Raw genomic sequence first — 16,423 nt, 5'->3', positions numbered from 1 at the left:
AGGGCGATCATAAAATGCCGTAGCATCAATAAGTGTATAGGCGGGTATTATAAATTTAAAAGTCTGCGTATTGGTTTGGTACGCTTTACTGCCGTGATTGGCACCCGCGCCAAATCCTAAACCTTTAACCTGTCCATTCATAAACTGGTAGCTCATCCATAAGTTGGCTATACGCGCCGGGCCGGATGCTGCAGGGCGTAAACCTAAAATTGAAGCATCGCCGGCGGTGTATTTGCTATTGTTATAAGCATAACCAGCCACAATGTTGAACCCTGTAACCGGGTTAGCCAATAACTCGGCCTCTACGCCTTTACTTAGTTGTGTACCATCTTGTATGTTAAAACCGCTATGGTTAGGGTCGGGGTCAAGCCTCAGGGTATTGCTTACCGAGATGTCGTAATAGCTAATGGTAGAACTAATACGGTGCTGCCATAAATCAAGCTTTACTCCGCCTTCCCACTGGTTGGCTTGCGATGGCTTAAAAGTTCCGCCGGTATAATCAGTTCCGCCGTTGTTGCTGAAACCGTTCATGTAATTTCCAAATAACGAAACTTTATCTTTTATCACCTGGTAAACCAGCCCGAATTTAGGGGCAAGGGCAGTTTGGCCATACTTGCCTGTAGTAGAATCATTGTAGGCATAATAGGTGCCTTTATTTTCAAAACGGTCTACACGTAAACTTAGCATAGCGCTTAATTTATCAGTAAAATTAATTACATCAGACGCATAGGCGGCATAGGTGGTTTGATTGGTTTTGGTATAATTGGTTAACACCGGGGCTGCGGCAGCCATTAGTGCCGATACCTTATCTGGCGTGAAGTTATTGTAGGCAAGGCCGGGTTTTGTAAAATTGATAGGTGTCATATTTACATTAACCTGGGCAGGGGTACTTTTCTGGTTATAATAATCGCCACCAACAACCAACCTGTTTCTTAAACCTGCAATTTTAAAATCACCGATAATGTTTTGCTGGATATCAACCCCGTAATATGGAAAGTCCTCTTTAATAATATTTTGTCTGATCAAGGCATCGCTGGTTAATGTAAGCTGGGTTACATAGCCGTTGGTAGTTGAGTATGTTTTAACAAATGCAGTTTGCGATTTCCAGTTGTCGGAAATCTTGTAATTAATTGATCCGAATATGTCATATTGTTTCGAAGTGTAGTTAAGGTTATTATTGGCAAAAGACCGGTCATAATCAATGGGTAAGTCTTTAATATTATGATAAATGCTTTTGTTATAAGTAGCTAAACGATAGGCCGATGTAGCGCTATAGTTACTCAGTTCGGCTTCGAGCGAAACAATAAGCCTTTCGTTTATTTTAAAAATGAAACTTGGTGCGGCAAAAACACTGCGTGTGTAACCGGCATCCTGGAAACTATGCTCGCTATGCAATGCCGTGTTGACACGAAACAGGATGGTTTTATCGCTATTTAGCGGCGTGTTAATATCGGCAGTAAACCTGCTTAAATCAAAACCACCGGCAACGTAACCAATGTTGCCACCAAAAGTATCATAAGGTTTTTTAGTGATCCGGTTAAAAAGGCCGCCGAAAGAAGTAACACTACTGTTGAACAGCGTACCAGACGGGCCTTTAATAGCCTCTATTTTTTCGAGGTTGGCCGGGTCAACGCTGTTATAATCAAACCCCGAAATACTGTTTCGTACCAGATTTGCTGTAGTAAAACCGCGTGATAATTGCGAGCTGCGGCCATTATTATAAACTAGAGGGATACCTGCACCCGGTATGTTTTTAAAGGCATCGTTATAGTTGGTTACTATTTGCTCCTGTATCAGCTCGCTGGTAACAACGCTGTACACTTGCGGGTTTTCAAGGTTTTTTAAAGGGAGCTTGGCAATATCATCAGTTTCTTTACGTAAAAACTTATTGGCTTTATAATCTTTTACATAAACTTCTTCCAGCTGCTTTTTATTTTCATTAAGGGTAAAATCAGCAACAATGGTTTCGCCAGCTACAACAATTACCTGTTTGGTTTGGGTATTTAAACCTACAAAGCTTGCTACTACAGTATAAGTACCAGGTTTAATATTTTTTATGGCGTAATGGCCTTCGGTATTAACGGTAGTACCATAGTTGGTTTCTTTTAAAGCAATGGTCACAAATTCGGCAGGGGTGCCGTCTGATGTTTTTACAAAGCCCCTGATAGTGCCGGTTGCTGCTTGCTGTGCCAGAGCAAAGTTTGTTGCCGCCATAATCAAAGCTACAATTGCAGTGACGAATTTGATTTTAGAGATTAAAGAGGCGTATGTAGATTTTTGTTCAAATTGCATAATTTTGATTAGATAATAGACTGATTGAAGAATCAATATTGTTTGCCCGGTTGAAGTTTGCAGACTTAATGCCGGGCTTTTTTTTGCAAAGTTATTCTTATTTAGAATAAGTCCAAATAAAGATGATAGTATTTGCAATATTTAACGATATCGTTATAGTAAACAGTAATTTAGTGTGCTTTAATGAGCAAAGCAGCAGAAATACCGTACTTAACTACTCATTTGCCGTGCTCAGCGTTTTTGCTGATGTAATAAGCTTAGCTTTAGGTTCATTTGTATAAAAAGGTATAAACATGAGTACAAAAAACAAACGGCCACTTAAAACTAAATTGCTTTTTATAGTTGCCTTACTAGGCGTATGTTTTATACTGATCCAGTTTGCCCGCCCACAAATTGATAGCCCGCCCGTTAAAGCAGATTTTGAAGCCCCGGCTGAAGTAAAAAATATTATAACACGCGCTTGTTACGATTGCCACTCTAACCAAACCAACTTACGTTGGTATGATAAGGTGCAGCCGATATACTGGCAAGTTGCCGAACATGTTAAGGATGGCCGCAAAGGCCTTAATTTTTCTAACTGGAAAAACATGGCCCCGGCCGATCAGAAAGCCAAGCTATGGGAGGCCGTAAACCAGATAGCCGAAGGTGCTATGCCGATAAAGAGTTATACAATGGTGCATACAGAGGCTAAGGTACCCGCAAGTGACCTGGCCATATTGAAAGCTTACCTTGCCGTTATGGTGCACAGCAAACCAGCCGATACTTCAAAAACCAATGCCTTGGATAAGCAGTACCAGAAATGGCAAAAGGCCAAAACTGCCCACACCAAATTGCCCGTTGAACCCAACGGCATTGCCTACATCCCCGATTATAAAAACTGGCAGGTAATAAGTACTACCGAGCGGTTTGATAACGGCACCATGCGCGTAATTTTTGGTAATGATATAGCCATTAAAGCCGTTAAAGAGCACCATATTAACCCCTGGCCCAACGGAACCATATTTGCCAAAGTAGCGTGGGACCAGTTGCAAGACACCGCGGGTAACGTAAAAACCGGTGCCTTTAAACAGGTGGAATACATGATCAAAGACGATCATAAATATGCATCGACCAAAGGCTGGGGCTTTGCGCGATTTAAAACCCCTAAAATGGTGCCTTATGCAGCGGGCAATGCACTGTTTGCCAATGAGTGCGTAAACTGCCATCGCCCAATGAGCAACAACGATTTTGTATTTACCATGCCTGTTAAACACTAAGTAATAGCTATGAAAAAATTAACCTATATCATAATGGCAGGCATGGTAGCCATACTGTATGCCTGTGGCGATAGTGCCAATAATAACAATGCGGGTACTATTAATGCCAGGGCGTCGCTGCCCGATTCGCTTAAATTTACGGCTTTGGGGTACAAAGTTGTAACATTGTCTATTAATAAAAAACTGGGTACCATGTCAACATTGTATGGTAATAAACAAGCCCTGGATAATGCTATTGCCGGTGCCGATGATGTTAAGGCGGGCGAAGCGTTTGCGCTGATTACCTGGAAACAGCAAGACGATGATCGCTGGTTCGGTGCCAAAATACCGGGCAATCTGCAATCGGTAGAAATGATTAAAACTGCTGCTGATGCCAGTGGAAAGGTAGCCATAGCTTACACGCACCTGGAAGGTAAAAACCTGTCGCCAATTGCAGATACCCTGCACAACGCCGAAAGGATTAAGTATATATTTGACCAGAAACCCTCTGTAATGCCATGATTTTTGCCGAATATGTAAAACGCGACAAATAAAAAAGTTTTTACCGTATCGGCACGTGTAATTTGGTTTAGTGCACTGTTTATGGGGGTGCTGGCATCTATACCCAAAATACTGCAACTGCATATTACCATAGCCGAACTTATTGCCGATTCTTCTATCGCGTTTTTGTATTCGCTGTTTGTATAGTATCCTGTTTTTTAGCCTGGCTGGATAAGCGTTAATGGATATTTTGATACATTGCAAACAAAAAAATGCCTGTCAAAAAATGAAATTGTGTTTATATAGTTATATTTTCGAAGGCAATAAGTTAAACCACAATATACTATCTTGAAACGAAGAACATTTATACAAAACGCGGGCTTGTTAAGCGGGGGGGTATTACTCAGCAAACAAATGGCCATGGCTGCTGCACCGGCTTACCCGGTAGTGCGTACTGCCGCTGCTCAAAGACGTTTTAACAGCAAAGTAATAGAGCAGGCGATAACAGAGTTTAAAAGTAAAGTGAAAGACCCTGAACTGGGCTGGCTAATGGAAAATTGTTTCCCTAATACGCTGGATACCACGGTTACGTACACCACTAAAAATAACCGCCCGGATACTTATGTAATTACCGGTGATATTGATGCCATGTGGCTGCGTGATAGCAGTGCGCAGGTTTGGCCTTATATTGGCTTTATTAAGCAGGATCAGAAATTACAGCAGTTAATAGCCGGGGTAATTAATCACCAGGTTAAATGTATTTTGAAAGATCCTTACGCCAATGCATTTTATGATGACCCGAATAAAGTAGGGGAATGGGCAGACGATGTAACTAAAATGCAGCCCGGTATCCATGAGCGTAAATGGGAAATCGATTCGCTTTGTTACCCTATACGCCTGGCCTATAAATACTGGCAATTAACCGGCGATACCACGCCGTTTGACGCACAGTGGAAACAATCCATCGCCCTGATCTTAAAAACCTTTAAAGAGCAGCAGCGTAAAGATGGCGACGGGCCTTACAGCTTTCAGCGTAAAACAGCCTGGTCGTTAGATAGTGTGCCGCTTGGTGGTTTTGGTTACCCTGTTAACCCGGTTGGCCTTATCTGTTCTGCCTTCAGGCCGAGCGATGATGCCACTATTTACCTGTTTTTAATCCCATCTAACTTTTTTGCGGTGGTAAGTTTAAAACAGGCTGCCGAAATGATCAAAGCGATCAGTAAAGACGATGCCCTATCTGCCGAATTAGCTGCACTGGCAACCGAAGTAGAGCTGGCGCTTCAAAAATATGGCGTGATGGATCACCCAACTTATGGTAAAATTTATCCTTACGAAGTAAACGGATACGGCAGTTTTAATTTAATGGATGATGCCAATGTGCCAAGTTTACTGGGCTTACCTTATATCGGTGCGGTATCAGTTAATGATCCAGTTTATCAAAACACCCGTAAGATGCTGTTATCAACCAATAACCCATTTTATTACAAAGGCAAAGCAGCTGAGGGTATTGGCGGCCCGCATGCCGGTAAAAATATGATCTGGACACTCGGCGTTATTATGCGCGGGCTAACCAGTATAGATGATAAAGAAACCAAATTCTGTATTGATACCCTTAAGGCTACCCATGCCGGTACCGGTTTCATGCACGAGTCATTCCATAAAGATGATGCTAAAGTTTTTACCCGTAAGTGGTTTGCCTGGGCTAACACCCTCTTTGGCGAATTTTTGTGGGAGACTTATAAAGCTAAGCCGCAATTGTTGGGGTAGGTTGCCTACTCCCATTTTGTCATTCATAACCTAGTTCTGAATGACAGGGCTATATAAAAGAACAGTCCCTGCTGTTTAACGGCAGGGACTGTTCTTTTATACTGAAATATTTCTACAGCGATTTTAAAAACGCCAACAACGCATTTCTATCGGCAGTGCTCAAATGCGAGAAGTATGCTTTTGATGCTTCTGCTTCGCCGCCATGCCACATTATGGCTTCGGTTAAGGTACGTGCACGGCCATCATGCAGATAATAGCCCGGGCTATTAATGGTTTCAAACAACCCCAGCCCCCATAATGGAGCCGTACGCCAGTCTTGCCCGCCTGCTAAATAGTCTGGCCGGTTATCTGCCAGGCCTGCACCCATATCATGCACCAGCATATCGGTATAAGGGTGAATTACCTGGCTGGATATATATGGCCTCGATACATCTACACCTGTTGTAAAGGTTTGCTTATGGCAATTAACGCATTTGCCCAGGGCAAATAATTGTTCGCCGCGTTTAATGGTAGCGTTTGTTGTGTTTCTGCGGGCGGGTACGCACAAGGTTTGGGCGTAAAACTTAACGGCATTTACAATGGTATCGGCAACTTCAGGGTCGTCTTTCAGCCCATCATACTGTGGCTGGCCAAAGCTGTTTTCTACAGGTAATATGCTGGTGGTTAAACCCATATCCTGGTTAAAGGCAGATACAACCTGTGTTATCACTGTTGCTGTATTAGCTTTCCATCCAAAGCGGCCCAAAAGCCTGGTTTTGGTATTCACATCCCATACATAATTGGCTCTGCCTTTAATACCATCGCCGTTGCTATCGTTGGGGTCGGCACCGGCAACAATTTGGCTTTCAGGTATGGTTTCTAACAAACCTAAACCAATCATTGGCGGGGCCAAACGTGGCGAAAGCATATAACTGCTTGCTATTGGCGTATATAAATTACTTAAAGTATAAGTAGGTGTGCGCAGCTCGTAAGTTGTGCCATCATCTAAAGTGTAAGTATTGTAGGTATAGCTGATGTTAACTTTACACTCCGGCAGCTTACCGAAAACAGCTTTGTCCTGCAGTTGCACGCCATATCCCGGCACGGCAAGCGGGCCGCCATTGGCATCTGTACCCGGCTGACTGATCCTAACCAATAGTGATGACTGCAGCTCGCCGGCTGTGGGTAAACCGATACCATCATTATGGTGGCACGATATGCAAGATACGTTATTGTATAATGCGCCTAAGCCACTGTTGATAGGGGCAGGGGCCGAAACAAAAGAACGGCTAAAAACATCGTCGCCCAGTGAATGTACATAATTGTCATAGGTACCCATGCCGGTAAACATCTGGCTAAAGGCATGGCTGGTAGCATTAAAAACCGTTTCTCCACCTCCGGAAAGGCGATCATCATAATCTTCAGCAGGCAATACTGATGATTTTTGGCATTGCACCATCAAAACCACCAGTAATAATAAAATCCCGATAACCTTAATTTTTCTCACGTATATATGCCCTTAGTGGCTTAATTAGTCTTTAATATTTGTGTTAACGAAGGTTGTCAAATCGCCATCCAGCGAATCGTGCAGGGTGTTTATAGCAGCCTGTACCGCTTTTACCTGCGACTGGTTGGTGTAAATAGCCTTTTCGTAAGTGGTAGTAATAGTGCTGAATGATGCGATTGCAGCTTGCATTTGGGTTCGCAGTTTAAGGTCTAATGCCGCATTTTTTGCAGCCACCAGCTGGTTTAAGCCAGTACCTGTTGCACCATTATAAGTACACATATAAGCATTATAAATGCCGGTAATGTTGTTCTTAAAATCGGCAATTGAATTATGCGAAAAAGCCGACTCATCCTGTAAAGAATCTTGTGCTACCAGTGGTGTTTGCATTTTTGAGGTCGAAACTTCGTTGCAAATATCGGCCATTGAGCCAACCAGGGCAATAAAAAGATCTTTACGCGAAGCAAAAACGGTGCTTCCGCTACCTGCAGTGGTTACTTGCTTGGTATAGTTGCCGCCCGAGGCCGACCAACTGTTTTGTAGCTGTGTAGCAGTATTATACAGGCTTTGGGTAAGCGAGGTAAGATATATCTTTTCGCGTGCAGTAATATTTGCTGCTTTTTGAGTTCCACCTAAACCAAAAATAATATACTCAATAGCGTGGAAACCTTTTTGTGTGTCTTGCAGGGCATTAACATCGGTAACCCCTAATGCATTATTGCTGGCTAATATAGCATCAAGTTCGTTTTTATCAACCGGCCAGCTATCCATAGTAGGGTCATAGTTAAAATCTTCAACCGGGCCAAACAAGAATCCTTCGCAAGCCTCCCATGGTGCACGGGTATTTTTCCACGCTGTTTGTGCTGCAAGCAGGTTGGCATCGGTTGGGGTGGCAACCAATGTGGTTACGGCTGTATTTAAAAGTGAGGCTTTAGCTTGCAGGTCGGTATAATCCGGGTTGGCTACTACACTGGTAAAGTCTGTAATTACCTTGGTTTCTAAGGTAGCATCTGTTGTTTGCACATCGTCTTTGCTCGATTTTGAGCAACTGCTAAATGCAAGTACAGCAGCACAGGTTAAGAGAGAGAGTAAGTTATTTTTCATATCTATTTATGATAAGTGTATAATTATTTGTCCGTTATTAATTTCTGTTGGGTATTTATGTAAAGGCTTTTCTGCGGGGCCAATGGTTACTTGCCCTTCCTGGTTAAAGGCACTGCCATGCAGTGTGCATTTATAACCGTTACCTGTAGTTATCAGTTGGTTATCGGCATGTGTACAGCGCAGTAATAGTGCGGTGTAGCTGCCGTCGTTTTCTTTCTTCAGCGCTATATTGTAGTATAGGTTTTTAGGCTGAATGATCTGCAAATTGCTTTTCTCAAAAAGAGATGCCGGTACAGTAACCGTTTGGTTGCTGATAGCGGTTTGATAAACAGGGAGTGTAGAGCAAGATGCCAGGCTGCCAATAGCTACGCCTGCACTGGCTATCATGCATAATGCACAGGTCTGCTTCAAAAAGTCTCTTCTTTCCATAATTTTAAAATGAAAAAGCCATACCCAGATTAATCAGATTGTTCTCTTGCTGATATGGTACTGTTGCCGGGTTGGGGTTAATAATCAGATTAGGGTTTTGTGCGCCGGTATGCACTATGCGTACATCTGCCTTTAAAGCTATGTTACGAATAGGCAGATAAGTTAACCCTGTTACTACGTAATTTTGATCGAGCGTGCCATCTGTAATTCCGTTGCTGGGGATTTTTGAATTCATATCCAGTTTTTCATCCCGCACAAATAAAATAAGTTGCTGAGGATGCGAATGGCGAATCAGTTTATACAACAAATCGTAGCCCAATTCAGCATAAGCGCCATACTCTGTTTCGGGCGTGTTGTTGGCGTAAGCACGGTTAATGCTTGCGGCATCTTTGATAGAAACGATAGTGCCTAAAACTTTAGCCGAAAAACCGTTGTGTGCGTATTGTACATCGGCTTCGCCCAGGGCTACCGGTACTGCAAATAAGCCTGAGCTTAAACCCAGGCTATCAGCTTTTCTTTTACTTGCACCTATTGTACCACCATAATAGCCGGAGAGTTGTGCTTTAAAATTACCCGCGTAATATTGCAGCGATGCAGTAACTGCCAGGTTATTGGCCGATGCATTACGGCCTTCAAACCGGCCATCAATAAGCCCGGTGCCGTGTGTAAATGCAGCCGAACTTAAACCGTTCATAATACCGATGGTGTAATTGATGGGTAAGCGGTTGAGGCTGCCATACAGGCTAACACCCAGTTCGCGCCATGTGGCGGGGATAATAAAAGTTTCTACGTAGTTACGCTCGTTACCGTTGAAGGTATTAGGCAGGTGATTTTCGTTCAGTATACCAATGCGGGGGATAAACAAACCAGCCACTATGTATTGGTTGGCATTAAGGTTAAACTTAAGATACGCTTGTTCGAAGCTTACCTCGCCGCCGTTTTGGCCGCCGGCTACTTTGGCATCCTCAATTTCCAGCTCAGAGAAAAAAGAGATCTGGCTGTTGAATTTGTGCCCGAAGAAAAGTACCCCTCGCTCCAGGTCGGCACGGGCTGTTCCTAAATTAGAATTGCGTTGATAAAAAGCATTACCATACCCGCCTATGGTAGTAGATGTTTTAGAAAGGTTGCGTGATAATGAATCTTCTGAAGTTGTTGCTACAGGTTGCTGTGCGAACACACTTAATGAAGAAAATAATAACAAGACGAACGTAAATATTTTTTGCATCGATTATAATATGTCGAGCAAAAGTATGCATAATTAGATTAAATCCAAATAAGAATAGGCATTTGAGAAGCTGATTTACAGACGTATATGTCAGTTGTATGAAAATTAATCTATACAAATCAATGGATATTGCCTCGCGGGAATATTACAATGAATTATGAAGAAATTCTGAATTTTTTGATTGTAATTTAAATAGATTTAATAAATTTTAATATCCTTTTTAGCTTTGCGGCTAGCCTGATTTATTGCATTAAGGTGCTTAAAAGTTTAGTTAGGTTATGGATGTTTTTAAATGCCAAAGGCTGCGCGATTGCACAGCCTTTGGCATTTAAATTTCAGTATTGTGAAGGTATATTTAAGCTACTTCCTGCACCTTTGTCATTTCCAGATCGGGTTTCGATACATCTGTTAATGCAACCTTACCACGTTCTTTTCTCAGGATGCGGTTAAACATCGAGATCTCACGATCGAACAGGAAACGGAAAAATAAGATCGTCCATGATTTATGAGAATGCAGGGTATCGTAATAAACCGGTGCTGCCTTTTTAATCTGCGGTAACCTGTTCCATGGGATAGAAGGAAAATCGTGGTGCTCATTATGGAAACCTACGTTAAAGGCCACCAGGTTTAAGCCACCATAATAGCTGTAAGTTTCCTGCTCATCGCTGTGGGTTAAATAATGTTCCTGTATCCAGCGTGCGCCTAGCGGGTGCAAACCTACAGAGAATGAGAAACTAAGCAATAAAAACGCAATAGCATGCCAGCCCATAAAGTACCATATTACGGTAGTAAAGGCTATTTGTACTAAATAATTAGCCGCAACCCATTTATCAAATGCTTTAATTTCTTTTAAGCGCGATAATCTGGTTAATTGAAAAATAGGGAAAAATAATAACCACAAGGCTTTGCCAAAAAACGAGTTGTTTATTAGTTTAGCCTCCCAGTGATTTGGTAAATCGGCATCCAGCTCATGCACACCCTGAAAAGAGTGGTGCTTAATATGGTAATATTCGAATGAGATTGAACTTGGGAAAATTTGCGGGATGTTGGCAATAATACCTGCCCAGCGGTTGGCTGATCTGTTTTTAAACAGTAAATGGTGTGCGCACTCGTGTATTAAAACAAACAATGCGTGATCGCCAAAGGCACCTAAACAATAAGCTGCTAAAAACACTACCCACCACGATTGATCGCGTACCAACCATGCCAATACAACCATAAAAGCTACTACACCTAATATAGCGAAGATGGTTAGCGGGTTTTTGCCAATGAGTTCGCGGATGTGCGGAAACTCTTTAAGCATTTTTTTAGTACGGATGCGGTGTGGTTCAGACTCTTCTGAGTATACAAAATCAGTTTTCTTTATCATAAATTATAGAAACAATAAAAGCAAATTACGCTAAAAATAAACTTTTGTACTTACCTTTTATGAATTTTTGATGAAATAAATATTCGGCAGGCGACAAAATTTTTATAGAAAGTACTGTGTTACATTCAATGGATTCGTAACGCATTAAAATTAAACATCAATTTTGTGTTTTTGTTGTAGTTTGTATTTGTTATAAGTTAGTAAGGCAAATAGCATCGCGCTTACATTTGCAATTAAACCATCAATATAAAACTACAATAGTATGTATAAAATAAAAGTAATATCAGCTACCGTTCGCCCAGGCAGAAAAGGGCCATTAGTAGGCCAGTGGATAACAGAGCAGGTAAACCGGCACGGCGCATTTGAAGCCGAATTGCTGGACCTTGGTGAAGTTAATCTGCCATTAATGAATGAGGCTGTACACCCGGTAATGAAGCAATACGAACACGAGCATACCAAACAGTGGAGCGCAAAGATTGATGAAGCCGATGCCTTTATTTTTGTTACCGCCGAGTATGACTACAGTTACCCGGCATCGCTGAAAAACGCATTAGAGTACCTGGTACATGAGTGGGCTTTTAAACCTGCCGGTATGGTAAGTTATTCTATCGGCCCCTTTGCAGGGGTAAGGGCGGTATCGAGTTTAAAGGCCGATTTGTTATCATTAAAAGTGGTATCGCTATTAGAGATGGTGAATATACCCATGCTGAATGAATACCTTACGGAAGAAGGCGCCTTTATACCCAATGAAAGGATAATTGGCAACGCAAAAATTATGCTGGACCAGTTGCTGCGCTGGACCAAAGGCTTAAAAAGTATTAAAGAAGATAAGTAATAAATAACCGGGGTTGTAGCTAAACTACAACCCTGCTGTTGTTGCGTGTACGCAGCCATAGGGGTATTAACAATAAAACCAGTGCAGCACAAGAGTACAGCACGGTATAGCCAATTATATGGAAGCTATGGTCTGTTACCCCTGTATGGAATAGCACCTTGATTTGCGAACTGGAAATGATAGCGCCCAGATAACCAAACGTTCTGGATAAGCCGAAAGAAACACCTTTTTGGGCCAGCGGTGCTTCTGTATTTAAAAGTGCCTGGTTGGCAATGATATTAATACCTTCTGCGGTACCCATTACTAATGTAACCAGGAAGATGTAGCATATACTGCTTTGCTCATTTAAGGTAAGCCAGCAAATACAGGTAAGCAGCATAATTAATACACCCCATAAATTTTGCCTGAATACTTTGGTGCTTTTAGAAACTAAATAACCCATCAGCATCGCCATGGCCGACTCGGGCAGCATCATTAAACCGGTATTGGCGGGGCTCATGTGTTTAACAGCTTCCAGCCATTGCGGCATGGCATATAGTATTTGGTACAAAACATAAGTGGTAGCCAGTGCGCGGATGTATACCAGCAATAAAGCAGGTTTATTGGCCAGTAACCTTACATCAATAAAAGGAGATTGCTGGCTGCGTTCCCAAAATATCAGTACAACTAGCAGCATAACCGGGGCAACAAGCGATAATAAGGCGAAGCTATTGCTCATCAGCACATACAAAAGTGCAAGCAAGAATGCACTGAAGATAATGATGCCCGGTACATCCAGCCGTTTAAACAAGCTAATGCTGCGGTCTGCGGGAGCCGAACCATAATCTGGGATGGCCCTTGATAGATAAAGCGCTAAAAGCACCCAGGGGATGTTGATAAAGAAGATACCCCGCCAGCCAAACCACTGGGCAAGCAAGCCACCCAATACGGGCCCTAAAACCATACTTACCTGTGCCGATACGGCGATGATACCTAATACCCTGCCCGGTACGGGTTTGCCCTCCAGCGTATATTTTTTGCTGATGAGCGCCATTGCCGATGGATAGGCGGCAGAAGTACCCAACCCAAGCATAATGCGCGACAAAATAAGCCATGGAAAACTAGGCGCGAACACGCCAATTAAAGCGGCAATCAATACCAAAACAAAACCAAGTAAATTAATCTTCTTGGCACTAAAAATATCGGCCAGCCGCCCCATAAGCGGTTGGGCAATAGTGGCGGTTACATAAAGCGAAGTAATAAGTATAGCACCCTGCCCAATGCTTATTTTAAAAGAATTACACAGCGTAAGTAATGCCGTTGCCAGCATGGTAGAGTTCAGCGGGTTCATCATGGTGCCCAGTATTAGGGGCAACATAAACCGGTACGATACTTCTTCTTTTACTTCGTTTGGCATGTTTGTTTATTGAGTTAGCATGCTAATGATGGCGGCTGTATCATCAACCTCACCTATACGCGGGAAAATAGTTTTTACACTGTTTTCATGAGCCGATAAATGCATATCCGTCATGGCATCTTGTGCAAAGGTGATGTTGTAACCATGCTCGCTGGCAGCTCTTGCGGTGCCTTCTACACCTATACTGGTGGCTATGCCAGCCAGTACAATGTTGGTAATCCCGAATCTTTGCAGGCTATCATGTAAAACGGTATTATAAAAAGCGTTCCAGGTATTTTTGGTGATAAAAATATCATCGGGTGTGGTAATGTTTGCTATCTCTGGTACAATATCAAAAAAACCGGATTGCTCCATTGCGGCTTTGGCTTGTGCAATGGCTTCTTCCCCTTTGGGCGCGGTTGATTGCTCAACCCTGGCTTGGGTCCATTTAGCGCCAAGCGGGTTTACATTAACAATAATTACCGGCAGGTTTTTGCTCCGGAAAGCAGCCACCAGTTGCGCCGATTTTTCTACTATTTGTGATGTTAGATGCGCTGTAGGCAAACTAACGATGCCTTTTTGAAGGTCAATTAATACCAGCGCAGTTTTAGCGTCAATTGCAGTTATCATGTTATTATATTTTAGGGGTTATTATTTCGATTCAACCAGCCTGTTCATCAGTGCAACAGCTTCTTGTAATGTTTTTTTCTCCGCGGCAGAGAGGTTTTGTTCAATGGCGCCATCCAGCCACTTATCGCGCTCGTAGCGGGTTTGCTCAACCATTTGCCTGCCGTATGTTGATAAGGAAATAGCCACTTTCCTTTTATCAGTTTCTGAGGGAGTTTTAGTTATTAGTTTTAATTCATCCAGATGGGTGATTACCTGCGACATGGATTGAGCCTTTACCATTGCTATCTCAGCCATTTCAGAAGGGAATAACTCACCATTTTGATATAAGTAAGAAAGCGTAGTAATTTCTGTCAATGAAAGATTATCGGCAGATTTAATTTCCCTTTTAAGCCTTTTGTGCATCCTCGATGCAGTATCTCTGAGGGATGAAGCCAGTTCGCTATTTTTCATAAACAATAAGGTAAACTAATAAGTTTACCTTACAAAATTAACGTTTGTATTTTATATAAACAAGAAAGCCCGGAATAAAGGTTCCGGGCTTATAAATGTGGTAGAAGAAATAGGGTAAATTATTCGCCCAATATTTCATCAACCATCCCAAACGCTTTGGCCTCGTGGCCTACCATCCAGAAATCACGGTCTGATACCTCATGAACTTTTTCGTACGATTGGCCGCTATGGTCGGATATAATGGTATAAAGCTCTTTCTTAATCTTTAATACCTCGCGGGCGGTAATTTCAATATCAGATGCCTGGCCTTGCACGCCACCTAAAGGTTGGTGCAGCATTACCCGCGAGTGTTTCAATGCGGCGCGCTTGCCCGCTGCCCCGGCACAAAGGAGTACAGAGGCCATAGAGGCAGCCAGCCCGGTACAAATGGTAGCCACATCGGGTTTAATAAATTGCATGGTATCGTAAATGCCCAGCCCGGCATAAACAGAGCCACCCGGCGAGTTGATATAGATCTGGATGTCCCGCTTTTCATCTGCAGATTGCAGAAACAGGAGTTGCGCCTGGATAATATTGGCGATCTGATCGTTAATTTCTGTGCCCAGAAAAATAATCCGGTCCATCATCAGGCGCGAGAAAACATCCATTTGGGTAATGTTTAGCTGGCGCTCTTCCATAATATGGGGCGTCATGCCCATAGGGGTAAAGCTGGTGCTGACTTGTGCTATAAAACGGTCGACATGTAAACTTTGCACATGGCGATGCCCCACCGCATATTTGCGGAATTCATTTTGATTAATATTCATGATGGTGTGGTTACTTTTTAAAGAAGCTCAGTATTTTACTGACGAAGTTTTTATGCTCCGGATTGGTGAAGATCTGCTGATGGACGGCGTCAATTTCGGCCTTTAAAGTTTTGCGGCCGTATTGCTGTACAAGCATATAGGTTTGCTGTTGCAGCAAAACATTGCTACGCAGGTTACTGTCTAAAATTATTTTGGCTTCAAATAGTAAGGAATCCTCCGGAGGGGTTAACCGAAAAAGATGATCCTCTATCTGCTTAATCTCATTCAAGGAAGTCCTCATAAGTCAATGATTTTTGTTTAACGGCGTCCCTTACTTTCTCTAAACATTTATATTTCTGTACCGTGGCCGACCGGGTGCTGGTATAGCCAAACAGTTCTGCCAGTTGATTAACGGGCAGGTTATCGTAATAAAATGCCTTTAATATTTCCATACACTTTTGCCCGGCGGTTTCCAGGTAGTGTATTAGTTTTTCTGTAGCAGGTAGTGTTTCTGTTTCGTCAACGGCATTGGTACAAAAGCCATCGATTGGCACATTGTGCTTATCGGTACGATACTTTTGCAGCCACAGATTTTTGGAAATGCCCAGCAGGTATGCCTTCTCGTTGGTTTGGATGGCAATCTGTCCGCTTGCCGCTTTTTCATAATAGATCACCAGCGCATCCTGAAAAATATCTTTGGCCTCCTCAAAGCAGCCTCCCATTTTGCTGATGTACCCCGCCACAGCCGGGAATGCTTTTTGGTACAATGTTATAAATACCTGTTCCCGCGCTGCCTTGGTATTTTCGGAAATCATTATCGCTTCCATAAATAATGCTTTTAATAACAAGTGTAAGTTAGCAGCAATATATCACCCATAAAATTAAAATTTATTTGGTCGCGACAAAAAAACAAAACCCCGGACTAATGAGCCCGGGGTTTTAT

The 16,423-nt window shown here is 42.6% G+C and carries 17 protein-coding genes; 5 read left to right on the top strand and 12 right to left on the bottom strand.

The annotated features are described in order from the left end of the window. Nucleotides 1-2,292: TonB-dependent receptor (locus RG47T_RS14695; RefSeq protein ID WP_216351062.1), on the bottom strand; the 2,292-nt coding region annotated here is incomplete at its 3' end. 122 nt (nt 2,293-2,414) lie between these two features. Here RG47T_RS14695 and RG47T_RS26115 point away from each other — a divergent pair. From RG47T_RS26115 to RG47T_RS14680, 4 genes are all read left to right on the top strand, one after another. Then, the gene (locus RG47T_RS26115) at nt 2,415-2,573 is read left to right on the top strand and encodes a hypothetical protein (RefSeq protein WP_171972536.1); all 159 of its coding nucleotides are present in this window, start codon (nt 2,415-2,417) and stop codon (nt 2,571-2,573) included. 12 nt (nt 2,574-2,585) lie between these two features. Beyond that, nucleotides 2,586-3,548 (top strand): heme-binding domain-containing protein, encoded by a 963-nt coding sequence (locus RG47T_RS14690; protein WP_074490170.1) that lies wholly within the window; start codon nt 2,586-2,588, stop codon nt 3,546-3,548. Between the two features lie 9 nt (nt 3,549-3,557). Further along, nucleotides 3,558-4,049, top strand: coding sequence for a hypothetical protein (locus tag RG47T_RS14685; RefSeq protein ID WP_074490169.1), 492 nt, complete (start codon nt 3,558-3,560; stop codon nt 4,047-4,049). A gap of 327 nt (nt 4,050-4,376) precedes the next feature. Next, a complete protein-coding gene (locus RG47T_RS14680) occupies nt 4,377-5,795 on the top strand; it encodes a glycoside hydrolase family 125 protein (RefSeq protein WP_074490168.1) in 1,419 nt (472 codons plus the stop codon). 112 nt (nt 5,796-5,907) lie between these two features. Here RG47T_RS14680 and RG47T_RS14675 read toward each other — a convergent pair whose 3' ends face one another. The 5 genes from RG47T_RS14675 to RG47T_RS14655 form a co-directional block, all read right to left on the bottom strand. Next, a complete protein-coding gene (locus RG47T_RS14675) occupies nt 5,908-7,281 on the bottom strand; it encodes a di-heme oxidoreductase family protein (protein WP_083627418.1) in 1,374 nt (457 codons plus the stop codon). Nucleotides 7,282-7,305: 24 nt separating this feature from the next. Then, the gene (locus RG47T_RS14670; protein WP_074490167.1) at nt 7,306-8,382 is read right to left on the bottom strand and encodes an imelysin family protein; all 1,077 of its coding nucleotides are present in this window, start codon (nt 8,380-8,382) and stop codon (nt 7,306-7,308) included. Between the two features lie 6 nt (nt 8,383-8,388). After that, the gene (locus tag RG47T_RS25565) at nt 8,389-8,811 is read right to left on the bottom strand and encodes a QcrA and Rieske domain-containing protein (protein WP_083627417.1); all 423 of its coding nucleotides are present in this window, start codon (nt 8,809-8,811) and stop codon (nt 8,389-8,391) included. Nucleotides 8,812-8,815: 4 nt separating this feature from the next. Then, nucleotides 8,816-10,036: a hypothetical protein gene (locus RG47T_RS14660; RefSeq protein ID WP_074490166.1), complete on the bottom strand. Its 1,221-nt coding sequence runs from the start codon at nt 10,034-10,036 to the stop codon at nt 8,816-8,818. 355 nt (nt 10,037-10,391) lie between these two features. Further along, nucleotides 10,392-11,405 (bottom strand): fatty acid desaturase, encoded by a 1,014-nt coding sequence (locus tag RG47T_RS14655; protein ID WP_074490165.1) that lies wholly within the window; start codon nt 11,403-11,405, stop codon nt 10,392-10,394. Between the two features lie 262 nt (nt 11,406-11,667). Between RG47T_RS14655 and RG47T_RS14650 the strand changes: the two genes are divergently transcribed. Next, nucleotides 11,668-12,240: an NADPH-dependent FMN reductase gene (locus tag RG47T_RS14650; RefSeq protein ID WP_074490164.1), complete on the top strand. Its 573-nt coding sequence runs from the start codon at nt 11,668-11,670 to the stop codon at nt 12,238-12,240. Nucleotides 12,241-12,259: 19 nt separating this feature from the next. On the opposite strand, the gene RG47T_RS14645 is transcribed toward RG47T_RS14650, so the two are convergent. The 6 genes from RG47T_RS14645 to RG47T_RS14620 all read right to left on the bottom strand — a co-directional run bounded on the left by RG47T_RS14645 (nt 12,260) and on the right by RG47T_RS14620 (nt 16,307). Further along, entirely contained in the window at nt 12,260-13,636 is a 1,377-nt protein-coding gene (locus RG47T_RS14645; RefSeq protein ID WP_074490163.1) for an MFS transporter, read from the bottom strand. A gap of 6 nt (nt 13,637-13,642) precedes the next feature. Next, nucleotides 13,643-14,245 carry an isochorismatase family protein gene (locus RG47T_RS14640; RefSeq protein ID WP_074490162.1) on the bottom strand — a complete coding sequence of 201 codons (603 nt, stop codon included), beginning with the start codon at nt 14,243-14,245 and terminating at the stop codon, nt 13,643-13,645. A 21-nt stretch (nt 14,246-14,266) separates the two neighbouring features. Continuing rightward, complete coding sequence (locus RG47T_RS14635; RefSeq protein ID WP_074490161.1) at nt 14,267-14,695, bottom strand: MarR family winged helix-turn-helix transcriptional regulator; 429 nt, start codon at nt 14,693-14,695, stop codon at nt 14,267-14,269. Nucleotides 14,696-14,814: 119 nt separating this feature from the next. After that, the gene (clpP, locus tag RG47T_RS14630) at nt 14,815-15,501 is read right to left on the bottom strand and encodes an ATP-dependent Clp endopeptidase proteolytic subunit ClpP (protein WP_074490160.1); all 687 of its coding nucleotides are present in this window, start codon (nt 15,499-15,501) and stop codon (nt 14,815-14,817) included. Nucleotides 15,502-15,511: 10 nt separating this feature from the next. Beyond that, nucleotides 15,512-15,781 (bottom strand): hypothetical protein, encoded by a 270-nt coding sequence (locus tag RG47T_RS14625; RefSeq protein WP_139235686.1) that lies wholly within the window; start codon nt 15,779-15,781, stop codon nt 15,512-15,514. Continuing rightward, nucleotides 15,762-16,307: an RNA polymerase sigma factor gene (locus RG47T_RS14620; RefSeq protein ID WP_074490158.1), complete on the bottom strand. Its 546-nt coding sequence runs from the start codon at nt 16,305-16,307 to the stop codon at nt 15,762-15,764. Before RG47T_RS14620 ends, RG47T_RS14625 begins: the two co-directional genes overlap by 20 nt. Nucleotides 16,308-16,423 lie beyond the last annotated feature (116 nt).

The organism is Mucilaginibacter polytrichastri (assembly GCF_001911425.1).
In the GTDB taxonomy this organism is placed as follows: domain Bacteria; phylum Bacteroidota; class Bacteroidia; order Sphingobacteriales; family Sphingobacteriaceae; genus Mucilaginibacter; species Mucilaginibacter polytrichastri.
This window is presented reverse-complemented; position numbering and strand designations above follow the sequence as displayed.

Excerpts from the sequence above, each read along its gene's own strand:
- RG47T_RS26115 (WP_171972536.1), top strand. The coding sequence starts at position 2,415 with ATGATAGTATTTGCAATATTTAACGATATCGTTATAGTAAACAGTAAT.
- RG47T_RS14690 (WP_074490170.1), top strand. The coding sequence starts at position 2,586 with ATGAGTACAAAAAACAAACGGCCACTTAAAACTAAATTGCTTTTTATA.
- RG47T_RS14685 (WP_074490169.1), top strand. The coding sequence starts at position 3,558 with ATGAAAAAATTAACCTATATCATAATGGCAGGCATGGTAGCCATACTG.
- RG47T_RS14670 (WP_074490167.1), bottom strand. The coding sequence starts at position 8,382 with ATGAAAAATAACTTACTCTCTCTCTTAACCTGTGCTGCTGTACTTGCA.
- RG47T_RS25565 (WP_083627417.1), bottom strand. The coding sequence starts at position 8,811 with ATGGAAAGAAGAGACTTTTTGAAGCAGACCTGTGCATTATGCATGATA.
- RG47T_RS14660 (WP_074490166.1), bottom strand. The coding sequence starts at position 10,036 with ATGCAAAAAATATTTACGTTCGTCTTGTTATTATTTTCTTCATTAAGT.
- RG47T_RS14655 (WP_074490165.1), bottom strand. The coding sequence starts at position 11,405 with ATGATAAAGAAAACTGATTTTGTATACTCAGAAGAGTCTGAACCACAC.
- RG47T_RS14650 (WP_074490164.1), top strand. The coding sequence starts at position 11,668 with ATGTATAAAATAAAAGTAATATCAGCTACCGTTCGCCCAGGCAGAAAA.
- RG47T_RS14645 (WP_074490163.1), bottom strand. The coding sequence starts at position 13,636 with ATGCCAAACGAAGTAAAAGAAGAAGTATCGTACCGGTTTATGTTGCCC.
- RG47T_RS14640 (WP_074490162.1), bottom strand. The coding sequence starts at position 14,245 with ATGATAACTGCAATTGACGCTAAAACTGCGCTGGTATTAATTGACCTT.
- RG47T_RS14635 (WP_074490161.1), bottom strand. The coding sequence starts at position 14,695 with ATGAAAAATAGCGAACTGGCTTCATCCCTCAGAGATACTGCATCGAGG.
- clpP (WP_074490160.1), bottom strand. The coding sequence starts at position 15,501 with ATGAATATTAATCAAAATGAATTCCGCAAATATGCGGTGGGGCATCGC.
- RG47T_RS14625 (WP_139235686.1), bottom strand. The coding sequence starts at position 15,781 with ATGAGGACTTCCTTGAATGAGATTAAGCAGATAGAGGATCATCTTTTT.
- RG47T_RS14620 (WP_074490158.1), bottom strand. The coding sequence starts at position 16,307 with ATGGAAGCGATAATGATTTCCGAAAATACCAAGGCAGCGCGGGAACAG.